General features: G+C 58.6%; 19 protein-coding genes and 1 pseudogene. 13 read left to right on the forward strand and 7 right to left on the reverse strand.

Annotated features, from left to right (window positions below; genetic code table 11):
- Positions 1–22 precede the first annotated feature (22 nt).
- From fdhD to H8F22_RS27160, 3 genes are all read left to right on the forward strand, one after another.
- The gene (gene fdhD / locus H8F22_RS27150; RefSeq protein ID WP_027922220.1) at positions 23–862 is read left to right on the forward strand and encodes a formate dehydrogenase accessory sulfurtransferase FdhD; all 840 of its coding nucleotides are present in this window, start codon (positions 23–25) and stop codon (positions 860–862) included.
- Entirely contained in the window at positions 859–3207 is a 2349-nt protein-coding gene (locus H8F22_RS27155) for an FdhF/YdeP family oxidoreductase (RefSeq protein ID WP_027922221.1), read from the forward strand. The genes fdhD and H8F22_RS27155 overlap by 4 nt, the downstream gene beginning before the upstream one ends.
- Positions 3208–3546: 339 nt before the next feature.
- Complete coding sequence (locus tag H8F22_RS27160; RefSeq protein ID WP_027922222.1) at positions 3547–4035, forward strand: glycine zipper domain-containing protein; 489 nt, start codon at positions 3547–3549, stop codon at positions 4033–4035.
- 69 nt (positions 4036–4104) lie between these two features.
- Here the strand turns inward: H8F22_RS27160 and H8F22_RS27165 are convergent, their stop codons facing one another.
- The 3 genes from H8F22_RS27165 to H8F22_RS27175 form a co-directional block, all read right to left on the reverse strand.
- Complete coding sequence (locus tag H8F22_RS27165) at positions 4105–4524, reverse strand: acyl-CoA thioesterase (RefSeq protein ID WP_059181821.1); 420 nt, start codon at positions 4522–4524, stop codon at positions 4105–4107.
- A 30-nt stretch (positions 4525–4554) separates the two neighbouring features.
- Positions 4555–5781: a 3-hydroxyacyl-CoA dehydrogenase gene (locus H8F22_RS27170; protein ID WP_194940912.1), complete on the reverse strand. Its 1227-nt coding sequence runs from the start codon at positions 5779–5781 to the stop codon at positions 4555–4557.
- 103 nt (positions 5782–5884) lie between these two features.
- Complete coding sequence (locus H8F22_RS27175; RefSeq protein ID WP_194940913.1) at positions 5885–7819, reverse strand: RecQ family ATP-dependent DNA helicase; 1935 nt, start codon at positions 7817–7819, stop codon at positions 5885–5887.
- A 263-nt stretch (positions 7820–8082) separates the two neighbouring features.
- Here H8F22_RS27175 and H8F22_RS27180 point away from each other — a divergent pair, with 263 nt between their 5' ends.
- From H8F22_RS27180 to H8F22_RS27210, 8 genes and pseudogenes are all read left to right on the forward strand, one after another.
- Entirely contained in the window at positions 8083–8229 is a 147-nt protein-coding gene (locus tag H8F22_RS27180) for a hypothetical protein (RefSeq protein ID WP_177327592.1), read from the forward strand.
- 320 nt (positions 8230–8549) lie between these two features.
- Positions 8550–8825, forward strand: coding sequence for a hypothetical protein (locus tag H8F22_RS27185; RefSeq protein ID WP_027922226.1), 276 nt, complete (start codon positions 8550–8552; stop codon positions 8823–8825).
- 281 nt (positions 8826–9106) lie between these two features.
- The gene (locus tag H8F22_RS27190) at positions 9107–9403 is read left to right on the forward strand and encodes a hypothetical protein (RefSeq protein WP_027922227.1); all 297 of its coding nucleotides are present in this window, start codon (positions 9107–9109) and stop codon (positions 9401–9403) included.
- Between the two features lie 280 nt (positions 9404–9683).
- On the forward strand, positions 9684–10049 hold the full coding sequence (locus H8F22_RS27195) for a DUF1493 family protein (RefSeq protein ID WP_194940914.1): 366 nt from the start codon (positions 9684–9686) through the stop codon (positions 10047–10049).
- A gap of 202 nt (positions 10050–10251) precedes the next feature.
- Complete coding sequence (locus H8F22_RS27200; protein ID WP_194940915.1) at positions 10252–10722, forward strand: helix-turn-helix domain-containing protein; 471 nt, start codon at positions 10252–10254, stop codon at positions 10720–10722.
- Positions 10723–10724: 2 nt separating this feature from the next.
- On the forward strand, positions 10725–11999 hold the full coding sequence (locus tag H8F22_RS27205) for a type II toxin-antitoxin system HipA family toxin (protein WP_027922230.1): 1275 nt from the start codon (positions 10725–10727) through the stop codon (positions 11997–11999).
- A 46-nt stretch (positions 12000–12045) separates the two neighbouring features.
- Positions 12046–12192 (forward strand): annotated as a pseudogene (locus H8F22_RS33310) (DUF1493 family protein); the annotation flags it as partial.
- Between the two features lie 43 nt (positions 12193–12235).
- A complete protein-coding gene (locus tag H8F22_RS27210) occupies positions 12236–13090 on the forward strand; it encodes an EamA family transporter (RefSeq protein WP_027922231.1) in 855 nt (284 codons plus the stop codon).
- Positions 13091–13148: 58 nt separating this feature from the next.
- Here the strand turns inward: H8F22_RS27210 and H8F22_RS27215 are convergent, their stop codons facing one another.
- The 3 genes from H8F22_RS27215 to H8F22_RS27225 form a co-directional block, all read right to left on the reverse strand.
- Positions 13149–14690: a phosphoenolpyruvate carboxykinase gene (locus tag H8F22_RS27215; protein ID WP_027922232.1), complete on the reverse strand. Its 1542-nt coding sequence runs from the start codon at positions 14688–14690 to the stop codon at positions 13149–13151.
- Between the two features lie 180 nt (positions 14691–14870).
- A complete protein-coding gene (gene hslO / locus H8F22_RS27220) occupies positions 14871–15773 on the reverse strand; it encodes an Hsp33 family molecular chaperone HslO (protein ID WP_194940916.1) in 903 nt (300 codons plus the stop codon).
- Positions 15774–16189: 416 nt separating this feature from the next.
- Positions 16190–16597, reverse strand: a complete 408-nt coding sequence (locus tag H8F22_RS27225) for an RNA-binding S4 domain-containing protein (RefSeq protein ID WP_027922234.1) — start codon at positions 16595–16597, stop codon at positions 16190–16192.
- A gap of 216 nt (positions 16598–16813) precedes the next feature.
- Between H8F22_RS27225 and rimB the strand changes: the two genes are divergently transcribed.
- Together rimB and rimK are read left to right on the forward strand one after the other, a co-directional pair.
- Positions 16814–17293, forward strand: a complete 480-nt coding sequence (gene rimB, locus H8F22_RS27230; protein WP_027922235.1) for a retropepsin-like aspartic endopeptidase RimB — start codon at positions 16814–16816, stop codon at positions 17291–17293.
- A complete protein-coding gene (gene rimK, locus H8F22_RS27235; RefSeq protein WP_007949201.1) occupies positions 17290–18195 on the forward strand; it encodes a 30S ribosomal protein S6--L-glutamate ligase in 906 nt (301 codons plus the stop codon). Before rimB ends, rimK begins: the two co-directional genes overlap by 4 nt.
- A gap of 99 nt (positions 18196–18294) precedes the next feature.
- Here rimK and H8F22_RS27240 read toward each other — a convergent pair whose 3' ends face one another.
- Complete coding sequence (locus H8F22_RS27240; RefSeq protein ID WP_027922236.1) at positions 18295–19608, reverse strand: ATP-binding protein; 1314 nt, start codon at positions 19606–19608, stop codon at positions 18295–18297.
- Positions 19609–19629 lie beyond the last annotated feature (21 nt).

Here is a 19629-nt window from a genome sequence, read left to right on the forward strand (position 1 = left end):
TGACCCAACCGTCGGTGATACCATGAACGCCAAGCGCCCTTCCTGCGCGGCGCCAGCCCTAGAAACGCCCGCGCCAGACGCAAGCCAGACCTACAGCTATAGCGACCTCCAATACACCGAATCAGCCAGCACCGCGCTCGCTGAGGAAGTGGCGTTGGCGATCGCCTACAACGGCATCAGTCAGGCGGTGATGCTGGTCACGCCGACTGACCTTGAAGACTTCATCGTCGGATTCAGCCTGGGCAGCGGCATCATCGAAGACGCCACCGACATCTATGACCTGCAACTCAGCGGCTCGGGGTCGGCGCAGTACGCGCAAGTGACCATCGCCAATCGCGCCTTCTGGAACCTCAAGCAGCAGCGTCGACAACTGGCCGGCACCAGCGGTTGCGGGCTGTGTGGTGTGGAAGCGGTCGAGCAGGCATTGCCCGACCTCAAGGTATTGCCGGGCGCGCCACTGCCGCCCGCCGAATGGCTCGACGGCCTGCGCCAGCGCATCGGCGCCTTCCAGCCGCTCGGTCAGCACTGCGGTGCGGTGCACGCGGCGGTGTTCATGAACGGTCAGGGCGAATTGCTACTGGGCCGTGAAGACATCGGCCGCCATAACGCCCTCGACAAGCTGATTGGCGGACTGATCCGCCAGAAAATCCCGACCACTGGCGGCCTGGCGATTGTCACCAGCCGCTGCAGCCTCGAATTGATCCAGAAAGTATTACGCGCCGGCATCCAGACACTGGTCAGCCTGTCGTCGCCCACGGGCCTTGCCGTGCAATGGGCCCGTCGTCACAACCTCAACCTCATCCATCTGCCCCAGAAGAATGCGCCACGGGTCTACAGCCCGGCTTTGGAGAATCAAGCGTGAGTCAACACCGTCAAGCCGACCAGACACCTGTTCCTCGTTACAAGCCTTACAAAGGTCCGGCCGGTGGTTGGGGCGCGCTGGCCAGCGTTGCCCGGGCCTGGTTAACCAGCGACAACGCGCTGAAAAACCTGCGCATGATGCTCAAGACCAACAAGAACGGTGGGTTCGACTGCCCGGGTTGCGCCTGGGGCGATTCCAAGGAAGCCGGCATGGTGGCGTTCTGCGAGAACGGCGCCAAAGCGGTGAACTGGGAAGCGACCAAACGCCGTGTCGATGGTGCGTTTTTCGCCAAGCACAGCGTCAGTTCGTTGCTGGAACAAAGTGATTACTGGCTCGAGTACCAGGGCCGTTTGACCGAGCCGATGTGCTACGACGCCGACACCGATCGCTACAAGCCGATCAGTTGGGAAGCCGCGTTCGCCTTGATCGCCAAGCATTTGCAGGGCCTGTCGAGCCCGAACCAGGCCGAGTTCTACACCTCGGGCCGCGCCAGCAACGAAGCGGCGTACCTCTATCAATTGTTCGTGCGCACTTACGGCACCAACAACTTCCCCGACTGCTCGAACATGTGCCACGAGGCCAGCGGTGTGGCATTGGCGCAGAGCGTTGGCGTCGGCAAAGGCACCGTGACCTTCGACGACTTCGAACATGCCGATGCAATTTTCGTCTGGGGCCAGAACCCCGGCACCAACCACCCGCGAATGCTCGAACCACTGCGCGAAGCGGTGAAACGCGGTGCGCAGGTGGTGTGTATCAACCCGCTCAAAGAGCGCGGCCTGGAACGCTTCCAGCATCCGCAACACCCGATCGAAATGCTCACCAACGGCGACAAACCAACCAATACCGCGTACTTCCGTCCGGCATTGGGCGGCGACATGGCAATCATGCGCGGCATGGCGAAGTTTCTGCTGCAGTGGGAACGCGATGCGCAGAAGGCCGGAGAGCCTGCAGTGTTCGACCACGACTTCCTCAACGAACACAGCGCCAATGTCCTGGAATACCTGGCTGCCGTCGACGATACGCCGTGGGAGCAGATCGTCGAACAGTCCGGCCTGCCTCTGGTGGAGATCGAGCAAGCGGCGCGTATGTACGTCAAGGCCAAGAACGTGATCATGTGCTGGGCGATGGGCATCACCCAGCACCGCCATTCGGTGGCGACCATCCAGGAAATCGCCAACCTGATGCTGCTGCGCGGCAACATCGGCCGACCGGGCGCCGGTCTGTGCCCGGTGCGTGGCCACAGTAACGTGCAGGGCGACCGGACCATGGGCATCAACGAGCGTCCGCCGGTGGCGTTCCTCGATTCGCTGGAGCGTCGCTTCCGGTTCAAGGTGCCGCGTGACAATGGCCACAACGTCGTCGAAGCGATTCACGCCATGGCCGACGGTCGCTCCAAAGTGTTCATCGGCCTGGGTGGCAACTTCGCCCAGGCCACGCCGGACAGCTCGCGCACTTTCCAGGCGTTGAGCAATTGCGACCTGACCGTGCAAATCAGCACCAAGCTTAACCGCAGCCATTTGGCCCACGGCAAAGAGGCGCTGATCCTGCCGTGCCTGGGCCGTACCGACATCGACATCCAGACCGAAGGCCCGCAAGCGGTGACCGTGGAAGACTCGTTCAGCATGGTCCACGCCTCCAACGGCCAGTTGCAGGCGCTGTCGAACCAGATGCGCTCGGAGCCGTCGATCATTGCCGGCATCGCCGCCGCCACGCTGGGCAGCAAACCGGTGGACTGGAACTGGCTGGTGGCCGATTACGACCGTATCCGCGACCTGATCGCCGACACGATCCCGGGCTTCCGGGACTTCAACGAGAAGATCAAGAATCCGGGCGGTTTCTACCTCGGCAACAGTGCCGGTGCACGCAAGTGGAATACCCCGTCGGGGCGCGCGAATTTCCGTCCAAACGTCTTGCCCAAAGACCTGGTGCACGAACGCACCCGCGCGACGGGCGTGTTGCCGGATCTGATCATGCAGTCGATGCGTTCCCACGATCAGTACAACACCACGATTTATGGTCTTGATGACCGTTACCGTGGCGTAAAGGGTCAGCGCGATGTGTTGTTTGTGAACGAAGCCGACATCATTCGCCTGGGTTTCAAGCCGGGGCAGAAGGCTGACATCGTTTCGATCTGGGATGACGGGCGTGAGCGGCGCGTGAAGGGTTTCACGTTGTTGGCGTTTGATATTCCGGCGGGGCAAGCGGCCGCTTACTACCCGGAAGTGAACCCGCTAGTGCCGCTGGAAAGCATCGGGGATGGCAGCCATACGCCAACGTCGAAGTTTGTGGCGATCCGGTTGGAAATGGCGAGTGAGACTGGATTGATCTTGGCCAAGTCGGCTTAACGTTTCGTCTGTTCTACCGCTATCGCGAGCAGGCTCACTTCTACAGGGGAATTTGTGTTCAACACAGATCCATCGCAGGATGTGAGCCTGCTCGCGGTGGCGATCTCAAACTAAATACATATTCCGGACCAACCACTTTCCAATCGCCCACAAAAAAGGCCGTTTCTATAAAGAAACGGCCTGCCCGAAGTAACTAAAGACCGGCGAAAAACAGTTAAGTTCCGTCTAAAAAACAGTAACTTATAGAAATGTGCTGAAGTCGTGTTACTCGTCGGATTTCGATTGTCACCGCCCCGACACAGCCTCAGGATCGCGCCGTCATCCCCTTGAGGTTCCTCCATGAAGTTCTCCTCGATTCTCTTGTTGTCCCTTGGCTTGTTCAGTGGCCTTGCTTCTGCTGGCGGCACCACCGAAGCAGGTGTGGGCGGCGCATTGGGCGGGGTTCTTGGCTCGGTCGTCGGTCAATCGCTGGGCGGTAATACTGGTTCCACCATCGGCGCGGCGCTGGGCGGCGCGGGTGGTAGCGCCGTCGGCGCAAACAAACACAGCCGTGGCGAAGCCGCCATCGGTGGTGCGCTGGGCGCAGCAGGCGGTAACGTGGTCGGCCGCAGCATGGGCGGCACCACCGGCAGCCTGATCGGCTCCGCAGCAGGTGGCGGCGCCGGTGGCGCGCTGGGTAACTACATGGGCAACAAATACGATGATGAGGGCGACAACGATAGTCGCTCCTATCGTGGTCATGGTGATCGTGGCTACTACCGTGACGGCCACCCAGGCCGCGGTCATGCCTATGGCCACCGTAAGCATCACCATCGCTATCGCGACTGAGGCTTCCATCGCCTCGTTGGCCGGTACATAAAAATCGCAGCCCTAGGGCTGCGATTTTTTTTGCCTGGTTTACACCACCAGGCGCTCCAGCGCCTCACGCAATCCTGACGGAATCGATACAGGCTGAGTCGAAGCACGATCGACAAACACATGCACAAAACGCCCGGCCGCGCAGGCTTCGTCTTCCCCTTGCTTGAACACCGCCAATTCGTATTGCACTGAACTGTTGCCGAGCTTGCCGACCCGCAGGCCGATCTCGATCCGGTCCGGAAAGGCGATGGATGCAAAGTAATCGCACGCTGAACTCACGACAAAACCCACCACCTCGCCGTCATGGATATCCAGACCACCGACGTCGATCAGGTAGGTGTTCACCGCCGTGTCGAAGAAGCTGTAGTAGGTGACGTTGTTGACGTGACCGTAAGCGTCGTTGTCGTGCCAGCGCGTGGTGATCGGCTGGAAGTGCGGGTAGTCGGTGCGTTGGTTCATGCGCAGCTCTCGTCTGGAAGTGGCTGAAGTCTACCGATCCGCAAAGCCTTTACCCACTGCTGCCAGCTCACCGATCAAGCGTGCCGGCTTCCAGTGGTCGCCCTGCCGGGTTTCCAGGGCCATCAAGCGCTGGTGGATGTCTGCCAGGCCTTGCTGATCCGCCCAGGCCATTGGCCCGCCCTTCGCCGCCGGGAAGCCGTAGCCGTTGAGGTACACCAGATCGATATCGTGCGCTGACTGCGCAATGCCTTCCTGAAGGATCTTCGCCCCTTCGTTGACCAGTGCCAGCAAGCAACGCTCCAAAATCTCCTCAGCACTGATCTCACGACGCTGGAAGCCCAATCCTTCGCTGACCTGCAGCACCAGCGCATCGACTTCCACATCGTGCTCGGCCTGACGGCTGCCGGGCTCGTAGTGGTAATAACCGTTGCCACTCTTCTGACCGAAACGCCCGAGTTCGCACAGCCGGTTGTCCACTTGAACCTCCGGTGCATCCTGGCCTGTACCCGCCAGTTCGCGAGCGCGCCACCCGAGGTCGACGCCCACCACGTCGTACATGCGAAACGGCCCCATGGCGAAACCAAACCCTTGCAGCGCCGCATCCACTTGATACGGATAAGCGCCCTCCAGCAGCATTTTGCGTGCTTCGAGCACATAGGTATTGAGCATGCGGTTGCCGATGAAACCGTCGCAGTTGCCCGCCACCACGCTGACCTTGCCCATGCGCTTGCCTAGCGCCAATGCCGCATCAAGCACCGCCGGTGCAGTCTGGGCGCCACGGACGACTTCCAGCAGCTTCATGATGTGGGCCGGGCTGAAGAAGTGCAGGCCCAGCACTTGCTGCGGACGGCGAGTGGCGGCGGCAATGGCGTCGATATCCAGCGCCGATGTATTACTCGCCAGAATCGCTTCGGGTTTGAGCAGACCGTCCAGCTCGCGGAAAATTTTCTGTTTCAGCTCTAGGTTTTCGTACACCGCCTCGATCACCAGATCGACCCCGCGGATCGCAGCGTAATCCGCCGCTGCGGTCACACGCGCAGTGCGTGCATCGGCCTCGGCCTGATCGATACGCCCTTGTCGCACATTGTGAGCGTTGGTTTCGGCCACGGTGGCCAGCGCCTGTTCAAGCATCTGCGGATTGTTATCCACCCACTGCACCGGCACCCCGGCGTTGGCCAGGCACATGACAATGCCACGGCCCATGGTGCCCGCTCCGATGACGGCGGCGCGCTGAATATTGAATGGCGTCTGGCTCATGATGTGCTCTCTTGTTGGCGACCCAAAGACAGCCCCCACCATAGTCAGCCATCGCGGTTTTTTGAAATTTATTCCTGTGATGAGCAACATTCAGCGGATGGATCTACGCCGGCAAATGCACCTCGACCCAACTGCGCACCTCGGCATACGGATAATCTTCCAGCGCCGCAAACCCGGAAATCGCCCGAGCCTTCAGCTTGGTAAACAGCGGCACGCTGATCCCGCACAGGAAACGCGTCAGCCGTTCCGCCGAAGGAACGTTGCCGGTGTGTTGTTCGTGCCTGTGGATAAAATCACCGCACAGCACTTCGAAATTTTTATCCACAAGCGCCGGCAATTCCGGCGGCGCAGGCAACCGCGCCACATCACCGTGACACACCGAGCAATGCCCGCATTGCCGAGGCGCGTTTTCGTCGCCGAAATACTCGGCCAGGCGATAACCCAGGCAGTGATCTGTGGCGAACAGATCCAGCATGGCGTGAATCCGGGCGATCTCGGTACGTTCATGTTGGGTGAAATAAGCATGCAGTTCGGCACTGAGGGCCTGACTGTCGAAGCTCGTTTGCAGCAGGCTGTAGACCTCGGTCATCTGCTTGCTTTCAAGCTCGACCCAACCCTTCTCCTGGAAATAATCCAGTGCCTTGACCACCCGATCGCGCTCCGCCTGATGCTGCTCGTACAGCGCATCGAAGTTCACCGTGGCCCAGGTTCGCGCGCGGCTGGAGGTCTGGATAATCGCGGCGACGAAGTCCTTGCGCTCACCTTCGAAGCGCGCGAGCAAGGCTTCCGGTTCTTGCAAATACTTGAACCGATATTCGGCGTAGTAGGCGTAGCGCGGGGCAATCAAACCGCGCAGTTCCAGTTGGACCAGCAAGGTCTTGAGCGGCAATTGGCGAATGTTGCTTTGATCGGCTAACGGCCCCAATAAAAACTCCCACTGCCCCTCAGGCGCGGCGGCGAGCATTTCATCGAGCACACAGTGGATCCCGTCCAGCTCGGGCGTGTCACCGTAGACGAAGTTTTCCAGCACGTTGAGGCTGTCGCGGTTAGCCAGCACCAGGCAATCGGAGGGCTGCCCGTCGCGCCCGGCGCGGCCGATCTCCTGACTGTAGTTTTCGATGGATTTGGGCAGGTCGAAATGCACCACGTTGCGGATGTCGCTTTTATCGATCCCCATGCCAAACGCAATGGTGGCAACGATGCAATTGGACTGCCCGGCCATGAAGCGCTTTTGTATGCCTTCCCGCTGATCGTGAGGCAAACCGGCGTGATAGGCCTCAGCCAGAATGCCGTTGCGCCCTAAGTGTTCGGCGATATGCTCAGCGGTTTTTTGCAAGGTGACATAGACGATGCTCGGCTGATGGGGGCGTTCGCTCATCCATTCAACCAGGCGTCGGCGTTTGTCCTGACCGCGTACGGGCTCGACTAACAAATTGAGGTTTGGCCGGTAGAAACCCGTGGTCACGACATCGTCCGGGGCAATGGCGAATTTGGCCTGCATGTCGGCGATTACCTTGGGCGTCGCAGTCGCGGTCAGCAGCAGTGCCTGCGGGATATTGAACTGACGCTGGTAGTCGGGCAGCTTGAGGTAGTCGGGGCGGAAGTTGTGGCCCCACTCCGAAATGCAGTGCGCCTCGTCCACCACCAGCAGCGAGATGGGGACTTGCTGCAGGAAGTTGCGGAAGCGCTCGTTCTTCAGGCGCTCCACGGAAATCATCAAGATCTTCAACTCGCCGGACTTGGCCCGAGCCATCACATCGCTGGCGTCATCGCGACTCTGCGCCGAATCGATACTGCCCGCCGCAATACCGTGGCGTTGCAGGAACGCCAGTTGATCCTGCATCAACGCCAGCAACGGAGACACCACCAGCGTGAGGTGCGGCAGCAACAAGGCTGGCAGCTGATAGCAAAGAGATTTGCCCGAGCCGGTGGGAAAAATCGCCGCCGCCGAGCGCCCGGCCAACACCGCGCTGACTGCCGCCTCCTGACCGGGACGAAACTGTGGATAACCGAAAACCTGTTCCAGGGTGTTGTGCATAAGCTGTCACTCCGTTGACCGCTGCGAAGCCCAAAGCCTAGCCGGCAAACGCAGCGAGTCGAGAAAAGGTCGGGACCAAAACGATACGGGATGATACAGCGTCACCCTATGGGGCTTGGCCACAGAATGAAACAAACGAAACACTTTGCTCCTCGCCGTGCCGTTCACTCTGACGGTAAGGTCTTTCTCGCAAAACAACTGTCCGCGCACTTCACATCACGGCAGGACGCCTGATGGGCGCGGCACTTGAACAAGGAATGACCATGCTCCAAAAATCGACTTTTGCCATTGCGCTGATCCTGACTTCCCTGCTGCTGAGTGCCTGCGATGGACCACCTGTGGAGCCACCGTTGCTCGCTACGTGCGACACCCTGGAATGTTCGGCCCAACAGGCCTGGCGAACTTCCTGACCACTGCCGGTCAAGTGCCCCGGCTTTTGCTCGCCCACGCAGCATGAGCCGGGCTGATTCCCCTTAAGCGTTGCACAGTCGTTTTCGAAACGTCCTACAGATTCTGACGAAGTCCCTACCGAGGCTCGAAGCGCTTCGCCTGACAAACCCGTAGGAAATTCGCGTCCAAGGGTATTGCTGAAAAAAACCTCGGCCCGCACGTAGGCAAAAGGCGACACCCACAGTAAATCCCCTACAAACCCTGTCCATTTGCGCGGTATTGCGAGGCCTGGATGCACGCCCCTATAGTTTGCCGCGCCGCTGAAAACAGGACGGACCTCATGCAAGACCGCTATCGCCCACTCAAAACCAGTTACAGCGAAACGCCCGTGTTGGTCATCGACACTGACGCAGATCCCCACGAAATACTCGACGCTGCCCGCCAACGCATCCGCGCCGCCAGCGGCCTGCTCGAAACCCTTTATTGCCTGTGCTTTAAACAGGCTGATACAGGCGACATTCCCAACATCGTCAATGCGTTGTACCTGCTGACCCAAGACGGCAACGAACTGCTGGAAATTGCCCGGCAACGCCTGCCGAAAATTACCGCTGGTTAATGCCCGGATAAAAATCCCTGTGGGAGCCGGGCTTGCCCGCGAGGAACGATAACGCGGTGCACCTGAATGCCACCAAACGATAGATATTTCGGCTGGGGATAAGTCCGTAGGCAATGCCCTATCAAAGCTTCATCCCGGTCCTACAGCTTCAGATCCCTTGTCGTCTATCGCTGCCCGGTGGCTCACATCTATAGTCTGACTGTCGCTGGCAAATCAGCGGCTCGGGCTTGGTCACCCGACAAAGAGAGCTCACATTACCCATTACATATAGGTGTTCTTCAGTGACAACGTTAAATCCTCTTTTTGATCGCTACCGCCCGCTGCAATCCAACCTCACCGATTCCCCGGCCCTTATCATCGACACAGAGGCCAACCCCCAGGACATCTTCGAAGCTGCCATGCAGCGCATCCGAGCCTCCAGCGACCTCCTGAAAACCCTGCACTGCATCTGCTTCAAACACGGCGACGTCGAAGACATCCCCCACATTACCCACGCGCTTTACCTGCTGACGCAGGACGGCCTCGACCTGATGCAAGTTGCCCAACAACGCATGATGGGCTGGAAAGCGCCTGCCTGACGCTGTGTAAATAGATCGTTCTCACGCTCGATGTGGGAACGATCATTGAAACTGGAAATAACCTTGAGCCAATTTTTTGATGAACTGATAGAAAGCGTGCAACAGATGAACAAAATCATGCGAGCGGAGCGTCAGCCTTCCCGCGAATTTCATGTCGATGCGTTCCACGTTAAAGAGATCCCCAATCGATCCGCCCTCTGCGACAGAACAACAGATCCATGCTTCCCCCAAAACCAGACGCCCAATAAGACCCGCGCAAGCCCGACCGGACACCCTCACCATGAACCTCGCCCCTAACTTCCCTGATGACCACACCATGCACCTGCTCATGCAGCTGCTGCACGAAGAGCTCGGTCTGCCCGAACGCAAATCTATCAGCCTCACCACCTCGATCAATTTCGACCTAGGCTGTGACGGTGCCGATGCGCAGCATTTGATGGAAACGCTTGAAGAACAGTTCGCCATCGATTTCATCGACTACGACGCCTATCGCTACTTTCAACCCGAAGGGTTTGACGTATTCCTCAAGCGCCGCGCAAAGGGTCGCGCCGATAAAGTCCCCCTGACCATCGACATGCTTTACCAAGCAATCAAATCGCAACGATGGGAGACAAAAGAAATAGAAGGCATTCAACCGAACTCATAAGTGCCATTATTCTGCCTGTTTATGGCATTTATAGATGGAATAATCGCAGTTTTAATAATTACTCTCCCGTTCATACCTCGTCCAAGTAAGCCGCTGAATAGGACAAAACTGGATCTTGCGCCTCATCATCCAGCCCAGCAAAGAATTGAATAAGTGCTATTATTCTGGCAGTTAAGGCCAAATAATGTAGGAATAATGGTACATGGCAAAGAAGACAGCGCCCCTATTGCCGGCTGCGTCCAAGCTGCTTGCCGAGTTTGGCGAACGACTGAAACTCGCTCGGCTGCGTCGCAGGCTGACAGCCAAGCAAGTCGCCGAGAGAGCAGGCATGTCGCTAACGACGTTGCGCTCTCTTGAGTCCGGCGGATCAGGCGTGACGATGGGCGCTTATTTGTCAGTGATGCAGGTGCTGGGGCTGGAAAAAGACTTGAGCAAGGTCGCCGCAGCGGATGAGTTGGGGCGCCAACTGCAAGACGCGCAATTAGGCCCCGTAAAACGCCAACGAGCACGCAGCTTGCCCCTCGCGAAGGCGTCGCCGCCTATTCGTGAAACAGAGACGGAAGCCTTGGAAACACCGATATCCAAATCAGATCTTGCCGTTGACTTCCCTTTGAACACCCACTCTTTATCCAGATTGCTGACGAAGAAAAAACCTAAACCTACGACGGATTAAAAATGACACTGATCGCGGTGTATGCCGACTGGGAATCCTTGAACGGACCCCGACGCCTGGGATTTCTACATGCCAGAAAGGCTCGCACCAGCAATGTGTTCGAGTTTGAGTACGATGCCGCCGCCTTAGCCGATCCCGAGTTGAACTTCACGTCGCTGGATCCCCGCATCGGCCTCTTTCAAGGGCGACAGTTTCCGGGTCAACATCAGTCACGGTTCGGCGTTTTTGCCGACTCAAGCCCGGATCGATGGGGTCAATTGTTGATGAAGCGGCGACTGGAGCGAGATATCCGTGACGGGGCGGCTCCGGTAGGCACCAAGCTATACGAATCGGATTTCCTCCTGGGCGTTCATGACCTCTATCGAGTCGGGGCAATTCGATACAAGCTCAACGACGAAGGCAATTTTCTGGATGATTCTGATGGCTTGGCGGCTCCACCTTTTGTGGAATTGCGCGCATTGGAGGAGGCAAGTCGTGCGTTGGAGAACGATCCAGATAACACCTCTCCCGATGGGCGCGAGTGGTTAAGGATGCTGATAGCACCCGGTGGTTCACTGGGGGGCGCCAGACCCAAGGCCAGCGTTGCCGACGAGCATGGTCATTTATGGATTGCGAAGTTCCCCAGCACTCGTGATGACTACGATGTCGGAGGCTGGGAAATGGTGGTGAATGCCTTGGCGAATCATTGCGGGTTGCGTGTCGTAACCGGCAGAGCTCGTCGCTTCGCAAGCGATCATCACTGTTTCATGGTCAAGCGCTTCGACCGTACCGAAACGGGTGGCCGACTACATTTCGCCTCAGCCATGACCATGACAGACCGTGTGGACGGTGACGATGCATCGGTAGGCGCCAGCTACCTTGAGTTGGCAGAAGTGCTCATGGAACACGGTTCAGAACCCAACACAGATTTGCGCGAGCTGTGGTCACGTATCGTGTTCAACATCCTGGTCTCCAATACGGACGACCACATGCGCAACCATGGCTTTCTCCTTGACCCCGGGCGGGGCTGGCGTTTGTCTGATGCCTATGACATGAACCCTGTCGCACACTCCGATGGATTGAAGCTCAACATCACAGACGCCGACAACGCACTGGACCTTGAACTCGCTCGAGAAGTGGCCGAATACTTTCGAGTCAACCGTGCGGATGCGGAAGAAATCATTGAGAGTTTCCAAGAGGCCGTCAGCCAATGGCCAACACTGGCCAGCGCATTGGGACTGTCGAGGCGCGAACAAGACAACATGGCGCCAGCGTTTCGCCTCTCAGGCAATCGCTGAGGAGAGGCGTGCACATCCAGTCGCCCTGGTCTTCGAGCAATTCGGCTATCGCTACTTCCAGCCCGAAGGCTACGATGTGTCCCTCAAACGCAAAGCCAAGGGACGTGGCGTCAAACTGCCGCTGACCATCGCAATGCTCTATCAGGCCATCAAGGCCCAACGCTGGGACACTCAGACGCTAGAAGACCTCTAACGTCCGCAGCGCACACCTATAAGGACATAGCGTGGACGTATTGATGGGTTTACTGGCTGCCTTGCTGTGGGGCGGTACGGATTTTCTGGTGGGTTTGAACGCCCGTGCGGTCGGCGTTAAACGCGCGGTGTACTTCGGTCAGGCGTTGGGTTTCAGCATCATGAGCGTGCTGTTGATTGCCTTTCCTGCCTTTATTCTCAAATCGTTGTCGGCATCGCTCGACGTCTGGTTGTTCGGCATTGTCGCCGCTGTGCTCACCGTGTCCGGCGCCTTGGCGTTGTCCAAGGCATTCGCCCTCGGCAAAGCATCTATCGTCGCGCCGCTGGTGACCTCCTACGGCGTAGTCACTACGCTGCTGTCCTGGGCCGCGGGTGAACAGATCAATCTGATCCAGTCATTGTGCATCGCGCTCTGCGTGATCGGGGTCATCCTTTCCAGCATCCACGCCGATTCAAAGCTTCCACACAACCCTCAGGCCAGCAGCTCGATTGCCTATGCACTTCTGGCGGCGGTTTTTTATGGCACCAGTTTTTGGCTGCAAGGCCACTTCGTTCTTCCGGTGCTTGGACCGGTGACGATGCTTTGGCTTGCCTATCTGGTGGGGCTGGTCGTGCTGGTATTGATGGTGTTGAAGATCAAGGACGGCTTGAAAATTCCGCCGTTGAAAAACTGCATGACCTTGACCGGTGCCAGCCTGATGAACCTCGGCGGATTCTTCTCTTTCGCCTGGGGCGCAGTGGCGGGGTCGGTTTCGGTGGTGACGGTGATCAGCACACTGTCCGGTGGAATTGCCGCCATTCTGGGCTATGTGTTCTTCAAGGAAAGACTGGCGAAGGTGCAGGTGCTGGGTGTCGTGTTGGTCCTGGTTGGCGCGTTCGTGCTGCATCTGAAAACCTGAAACAGCGCCCACAAAAAAGCCGCCCCAGAGGGCGGCTTTCTTATTATCAAACCAACACTTACAACTTAGGCCCGGCAGCCTTGATCGCGTCGCTCACTTCAAACTTCTTGAAGTTCTCGACAAACAATCCAGCCAGTGCTTTAGCGGCTTCATCGTAAGCAGCCTTGTCAGCCCAGGTGTTACGTGGGTTCAACAGGCCAGTCTCAACGCCCGGTACAACCAACGGCACGTCGAGGTTGATGGTGTCGAGGTGTTCGGTTTCAGCACCGATCAACGCGCCGCTCTGGATCGCTGCAATCACGCCACGGGTGGTCGGGATGTTGAAGCGCTTGCCAACGCCGTAGCCGCCACCGGTCCAGCCAGTGTTGACCAGGTAAACCTTGGAGCCGAAGCCGCGGATGCGCTTGATCAGCAGTTCTGCGTATTCGCCAGCCGGACGCGGGAAGAACGGTGCGCCGAAGCAGGTGGAGAAGGTCGACTTGATGCCGCTGCCGGAACCCATTTCGGTCGAGCCCACCAGTGCGGTGTAGCCAGACAGGAAGTGGTACGCCGCTTGTTCTTCGCTGAGGATCGACACTGGCGGCAGCACGCCGGTCAGGTCGCAGGTCAGGAAGATCACAGCGTTTGGCTCGCCACCGAGGTTCTTCTCGGAACGCTTGGCAACGTGCTCCAGCGGATAGGCTGCGCGGCTGTTCTGGGTCAGGCTGACGTCAGCGTAGTCGGCGTGCTTGGCGTCATCGATAACGACGTTTTCCAGGACTGCGCCGTGCTTGATGGCTTTCCAGATGACCGGCTCGTTCTTCTCGGACAAGTCGATGCACTTGGCATAGCAACCGCCTTCGATGTTGAACACCACGCCCTCGCCCCAGCCGTGCTCGTCGTCACCGATCAGGTAACGGCTTTCGTCGGCCGACAGGGTGGTTTTACCGGTCCCGGACAGACCGAAGAACAGGGTCACGTCGCCTGCTTCGCCGATGTTGGCAGCGCAGTGCATTGGCAGCACGTCGGAAGCCGGCAGCAGGAAGTTCTGCACGGAGAACATGGCTTTCTTCATTTCACCGGCGTAACGCATGCCGGCGATCAGCACTTTCTTCTGTGCGAAGTTGATGATCACGCAACCATCGGAGTTGGTGCCGTCACGCTCAGGCACGCATTCGAAGTTGGCGACGTTGAGCACCTGCCACTCATCACGGCCAGCCGGGTTGTACTGGGCCGGGTTGATGAACAGGCAACGACCGAACAGGTTCTGCCAGGCAGTCTGGGTGGTCATTTTCACGGCCAGGTAGTGATCGGCCGATGCGCCTACATGCACGTGGGAAACGAAATGCTCTTGCGCGTTGTTGAACGCCTCGACGCGGTCCCACAGGGCATCGAACTTGTCGGCCGGGAACTTGCGGTTGATCGGGCCCCAGGCGATAGCGGCCTGAGTGGTCGGCTCGTCAACGATGAAACGGTCGACTGGCGAACGGCCGGTACGGTGACCGGTGCGAACAACCAGCGCGCCGGTATCGGCAAGCTCGCCTTCACCGCGATTCAGGGCTTCTTTAACCAGATCATCAACACTCAGATCGGTGTACACGGCGTTATTGGCTTGCGTCATGAGGTTCCCCATCGGCCAGTGGCCGAGTGCTCCAAACGTTTTGTAGTAGAAAGTCGTGCACTACTACCGCGAGAAAAAGTGGGCCGGATTATGCCAGAAAAGCCCAAAAAGAGTAGGGCCCTCCCGTCGTAACGGCGTAATACCGGCGCTAACCAGTGAATTTACCTGCGCTGAACCGTTTTAGTGACGGGTATCTGACGGCGTGTCGACGCCCGCTCCGGCGAATAATTGAGCGATATCGGCGGCATCGAACAGGTAGCGCTGATTGCAAAACTGACAATCGATCTCGATGTTGCCACCGTGTTCGACGACTAGGTTTTGCGCATCCGCCACCCCCAGACTGACCAGGGCATTGGCGGAACGTTCGCGGGAGCAGCTGCAACGGAAGCGCAGTTTCTGCACGTCGAACAGGCGCACCTGCTCTTCGTGGTAGAGGCGATGGAGCACGGTTTCGTTGTCCAGACTCAGCAGCTCATCCGCGGTCAGGGTGCTACCCAGCGCGGTGATGTGCTGCCAGCTGGCGGCGCGTTCTTCTTCATCTTTCAAACGGTCTGCGGGCAATTGCTGCAACAGCAGGCCACGGGCACGGCGGCCATCGGCGTACAGCCAGAAGCGCGTACCGACCTGTTGGGACATGACGAAATAATTGGTGAAGCACTCGGACAGGGTTTCGCCGTCGAGGTCGACGATGCCTTGGTAGCGCTGACCGTGGGTCGGGTCGACCGTCAGCGCCAGGACGCCGTTCGGCATCAGGTCGGCGAGCGTCGCGTCAGGGGCGATCTGGTCAGCTTCGTAACGGGCCAGGCCGCGAATATCGCGCTCACTGGAGCACTCGATCATCAGCAGCGGGATCGGGCCGTCGGAACGGGCCTGAAGGATCAGCAAGCCATCGAACTTCAGCGCGCCGACCAGCAGAGAGGCGGCCGCCATCAGTTCGCCGAGCAGTTGCTGGACCGGTTCCGGATAGGCGTGCTTGGCCAGGACTTCGGCGTAGCTGAGCTCCAACGAGACCAGCTCGCCACGGGTGTCGCTGTCATCGAAGATGAAGCGTTGGGTGAAGTCGTTATCCGGTAGGTCGGTCATAGGTCTGGGTATCTGAATGGGTGAAGATGGGGTTCAACGGTCAAAAATCGCGTGTGCTCGGCATGGCCGGTATTTTATGAACAATCCGGGGGTAGTTCCAAGCAAGGTGGAACGTCCGCCGGTATGGGCTCTCGCGATTTTGCGTCTCTGGCACTGCTGACCTTCTGGTTATGGCCTACAGGTCAGAGGCTGTGTGTGATTTTCGACGAGCGGCTGTTTGTCCGCTCGATGCGCCGCTGGCGAATCACCCGATATGGTTACTCGATCAGGTAATTGCAAGTCTTGCCTGTGGATAAGCTGGCCTCAGGCGAGTGCTGCGCACTCGATCGCGGGCAAGTCGAATCGTCGCACCGCACGCTCCCACAGTAGACCGCATATCCCTGTGGGAGCGGGTTTGCCCGCGATGGCTGTATAACTCACTCGTCGTTGCTGCTGCCCCGAAACTTGAACAGATCCCGGCGCTGTTTCTTGCTCGGCTTGCCATCGGTGGTCATCCCCAACGCACCCGCCTTGCGCTGGGCCGCGGCGTTTTCGCGCTTGGCGATGCTGGCCTCGGTTTCGGCATACAGTGTCTGGGCCTCCGGCGCGCCACGGCGAACGATCGACAAGGCCTGAACCACCACCGTGCGCTCTTCGAAACCTGCGCGAATCACAAATTCGTCGCCTACTCTTGGCTCCTTGCCCGGCTTGCAGCGCTCGCCGCGGCAATGCACCTTGCCGCTTTCAATCGCAGCCTTGGCCAAGGCTCGGGTTTTGTAAAAACGCGCGGCCCACAACCATTTATCGAGACGGACTTTGTCGTCCTCTTCGTTTTTTTGTGCCATGGGATTTCCTCATTCTGAAATATTGGTGAACTGTACTACTGTTTCAGTCGCACCAAGAATTGCACCGGCGCGGATTACAATGCATGCATTCCAGAACCTCCTCGGAGGGCTGGAAATCCGGGCCGTAGATATCTGTCGCCTTTTAACCATTATTCTGCGTGAATACCGCGAATTCGGCCGCTTGCGGGCCGTGCGGTTTCTACCGGTTGAGCAACTTTGAAGACATTTGATCATTTGACCGTTGTCGGTCTGCGCGAGTGGGTGGCGCTCCCTGATTTGGGAGTCGCGGGCCTGCGGGCAAAAATCGACACCGGTGCCAGTACCTCCAGCCTGCATGCCACCGACATCGAGCCGTTCGAGCGCGATGGCGAGCAGTGGGTTCGCTTCACCGCGCACTTGGGCACGGTGGTGCAATTGCGTCATCGACGCTGTGAAGCACCGCTGGTGACGATGAAAACCATTAAAAGCTCCAACGGCCACGCGCAGAAGCGCTACGTGGTCAGTACCACCCTGGCCCTCGGTGATCGGGTCTGGAAGGTTGAGTTCACGCTCGCCTGCCGCAAATCCATGCGTTATCGCCTGTTACTCGGTTCCAAAGCCCTGATTCACGGCCAACTGGTGGTCAATCCGGGCATCAAGTACGTACAAGACAAGCCGGTGTTCCCGGTATCTACCTCTTCCACAGGTGTTGCATGAAGATCGCTGTGCTGTCGCGGAATCCGCGTCTGTATTCCACTCGTCGTCTGGTTGAAGCCGGTACCGAGCGTGGCCACGAAATGGTGGTGATCGACACCCTGCGCGCCTACATGAACATTGCCAGCCACAAGCCGCAGATCCACTACCGCGGCAAGCCGCTGGAAGGGTTCGATGCGGTGATCCCCCGGATCGGTGCGTCGGTAACGTTCTATGGCTGCGCGGTGTTGCGTCAGTTTGAAATGATGGGCGTGTTTCCGCTCAATGAATCGGTGGCCATTGCCCGCTCGCGGGACAAACTGCGCTCGCTGCAATTGCTGTCACGTCGCGGGATCGGTTTGCCGGTAACCGGGTTCGCGCACTCCCCGGATGACATTCCCGACCTGATCGACATGGTCAACGGCGCTCCGCTGGTGATCAAGGTGCTGGAAGGCACCCAAGGCATCGGCGTGGTGTTGTGTGAAACCGCGACGGCGGCGGAGTCGGTGATCGAAGCGTTCATGGGCCTGAAGCAGAACATCATGGTCCAGGAATACATCAAGGAAGCCGGCGGCGCGGACATCCGTTGTTTCGTGGTCGGTGACAAGGTGATTGCGGCGATGAAGCGCCAGGCCAAGCCTGGGGAGTTTCGCTCCAACCTGCATCGGGGTGGCAGCGCCAGCCTGATCAAGATCACCCCGGAAGAACGTATGACTGCATTGCGTGCGGCGAAGGTGATGGGCCTGGCGGTGGCGGGTGTGGATATCTTGCGTTCGAATCACGGGCCGCTGGTGATGGAAGTGAATTCGTCACCGGGTCTGGAAGGGATCGAGACCACCACCGGGAAGAATGTGGCGGGGATCATCATTGAGCATCTGGAGAAGAATGGTGGGCCGAATATGACGCGCACCAAAGGCAAGGGATAAAAAAGCAGCTTTAAGCGGCAAGTTTCAAGCTGCAAGTAAAAAGCGGATTTGCTTTTCGCTTGAAGCTTGAAGCTTGAAGCTTGAAGCTTGAAGCTGCTGCTATACCGCATCTCGAGGCAACATCAACCCCAGCGGCAACCGCACCCGCGCTTCCAGCCCGCCACCGGAACGGTTGCGCAGCTCTACATTCCCGCCATGCATCGAAGCGATCCGCTTCACGATCGCCAAACCCAATCCAGTCCCCTTGCCACCCCGGGCACGATCCCCCCGGGTGAACGGATTGAAGATCGCTTCCAGCTCGGAAGGATCAATCCCCGCCCCACGGTCCATGACACTCAGTACCACATACGGTGCGCTGGTATCGCCGGAGACATAGGCTGCCACCTCAACGCCACTGCCCGCGTGATGCAAGGCATTGCCGATCAGGTTGTTCAACAGGCGTTTCATCGACACCCGACGCAATGGAAACGGCTGAATCGGCTCCAGGCGCAGACGGACCTTTTCTTCACTCTGGTTGTACGGCGCAGCGACTTCACGAACCAGGTCGCTGAGGTCCACCTCTTCCACCGACTCGTCACGGCCATCGCGAATAAACGCCAGAAACTGGTCGAGAATCGCGTCCATGTCCTCAATGTCGCGCACCATGTCGTCGGTGAGGTCGGTGCGATCCCCCATCAGCTCCAGAGACAGCCGCAAGCGGGTCAAGGGCGTACGCAGGTCGTGGGACACTCCCGCCAGCATCAATTCGCGCTCACGCCCGGCCTGCTCGACGTCTTCGGCCATCTGGTTGAAGGCGCGGTAAACCTCAGTCATTTCGCTGGGCGTATCACTGATCGGCAGTCGCACGCTGCGTCCCTGGCCAAGTTGCCTGGCGGCATACACCAGACGTTTCAACGGTTGATTGAGCTGACTGACGAAAATCCACGCCGACGCAGTCGACAGCAAGCCAATGGCGAGGAACCAGCCGAGCACGTTCCAGATTTTCTGGCCACGCAACGGATGGGGATACAGCGGCACTTTCAGCCAGCCATCGCCCAGGCTCGGCGCCCGGACCCACAGCGCCGGTGGTGAGTGCATGCGCAATCGAACTTCAGTGTCGGCGCCCAGTTCGGCCTGCATCTGCCGCTGGTAAATCTCGCTGTACGGCCAATGCTGTTCACCCTCCGGTACACCCGCACCCACGACCCGGATCAGGGTGGCGGCATCGGCAATTTTCGCGCGGTTTTCTTCATCAGCAGCCCAATAGGCGCGCAGCGTCAGGGCGACGCCGTGGCTGTATTGGCGGTCCACCAGCACGTCTTCGTTCATCAACAGATAAACCAGGGTCAGCGCCTTGGAAAACAGGACGACGATCAGCACCAGCCAAAGGGTGCGGGAGAAGAAACTCTGGGGGAACCAAACGGGGGTTTTCATGGATAACCGCTACACACTTGC

Origin of the sequence: Pseudomonas mucoides, from assembly GCF_015461845.1 — a bacterium.
In the GTDB taxonomy this organism is placed as follows: Bacteria; Pseudomonadota; Gammaproteobacteria; order Pseudomonadales; family Pseudomonadaceae; genus Aquipseudomonas; species Aquipseudomonas mucoides.